This is a genomic window from Variovorax sp. 01T439_2 (assembly GCF_056398445.1).
The window spans coordinates 1-1,264 of sequence record NZ_JBFTPJ010001263.1; the positions used below are offsets into that span (position 1 = coordinate 1).

Here is a 1,264-nt window from a genome sequence, read left to right on the forward strand (position 1 = left end):
GGCGCCACCTTGCGCCGGCCGAAGAGCTTGCCCCACACGTACTGCAGCACGTCGCTGCCCTGCACAACGATCACGAGAAACGCGATCAGCAGCAGGTTACGGCCTTCGAAACCGGGGATCTGCAGCGTGAGCAGCGCGGGCACGTGGCTGATGCAGAACACGCAGACCATCAGGCCCCACTGGATCTTGGAGGTGCGCTCCAGAAAGCGCTGCGTGTCGCCGCCCACGGCCGCGAGAATCGGCAGCACGAGGAAGGCGTAGACCGGGATGAAGATCGAATAGAGCCCGTACCAGTCGATCCACACCAAAAAATACTGCACCGGCAGCCCGATGTAGAAAGCCGCCGCAATTGCATGATGGTCGCCGCGCCGGGTGTAGGCCAGGCTGATGAACTCGCGCAGCGCATAGAACGAGATCAGGTAGAACAGCACGATCACGCCGCCCTTGCCGAACGCGAAGGACAGGCCGATCACCGCGACCATCACCCACCAGGCATTGACGCGCGCATTGAGGTTGTCGATCACCGAGTTCGGCCGCCCCGCCGCCACGCGCCACTTGAGCAGCGCGCCGATGGACGAGGCGAGGATCAGCACGCCGGCCACGCCGCCGAACAACTGCAGCGTGGTCTGGGTGGAAGCGGAGATGTTCATGGCGTTGCTGTTGCTGCTGCTGCTGCTTTTTCTTGTTCGGGCAGGCGGTCGTACTCGGGCCGCAGGTCGAGCATGGCGGCGCGCGCGCGGGCGATGAAGGCATTCTTGTCTTCGCCTTCTTCGAGCCGGATCGGCGTGCCGTAGCGCACCGTGCACGCCAGCGGAATCGGCACCAGCGTGCCCTTGGGCAGCACGCGCTTGAGGTTCTCGATCCACACCGGCACCAGCCGCACATTGGGGCAGGCGCGCGCCAGGTGATAGAGGCCGCTCTTGAGCGGCAGCAGGATCTCGTCGCCGGTGTTGCGCGTGCCCTCGGGGAACATGATGAGCGAGTCGCCGCCGTCCAGCGCCTCCTTCATCTGCTCGACCGGGTTCTCGCCCTGGCCCGAGCCGTCGCGCCGGATCATGAGCGCGTTGAACACGTCGGCGCCAATGAACTGGCGCAGCCTGGAAGCCATCCAGTAGTCCTGCCCGGCCACCGGCCGCGTGAGTGCGCGCAGGTCGGGCGGCAGCGTGGCCCACAGCAGCACGAAGTCGCCGTGGCTCGTGTGGTTGGCGAAGTAGAGCGTCTGCTCGGCCTTGGGCGTGGTGCCGCTCCAGATGGCGCGCACGCC

Annotated in this window: 2 protein-coding genes; both read right to left on the bottom strand. The window is 66.1% G+C overall.

Annotated elements, in window-relative coordinates; all coding sequences use genetic code 11:
- Positions 1-650 (bottom strand): phosphatidate cytidylyltransferase (locus AC1DOC_RS34115; RefSeq protein WP_478131629.1); only part of this gene is annotated, 650 nt, incomplete at its 3' end.
- The coding region (locus AC1DOC_RS34120) for a lysophospholipid acyltransferase family protein (RefSeq protein WP_478131630.1) at positions 647-1,264 on the bottom strand (618 nt) is incomplete at its 5' end. The genes AC1DOC_RS34115 and AC1DOC_RS34120, both read right to left, overlap by 4 nt.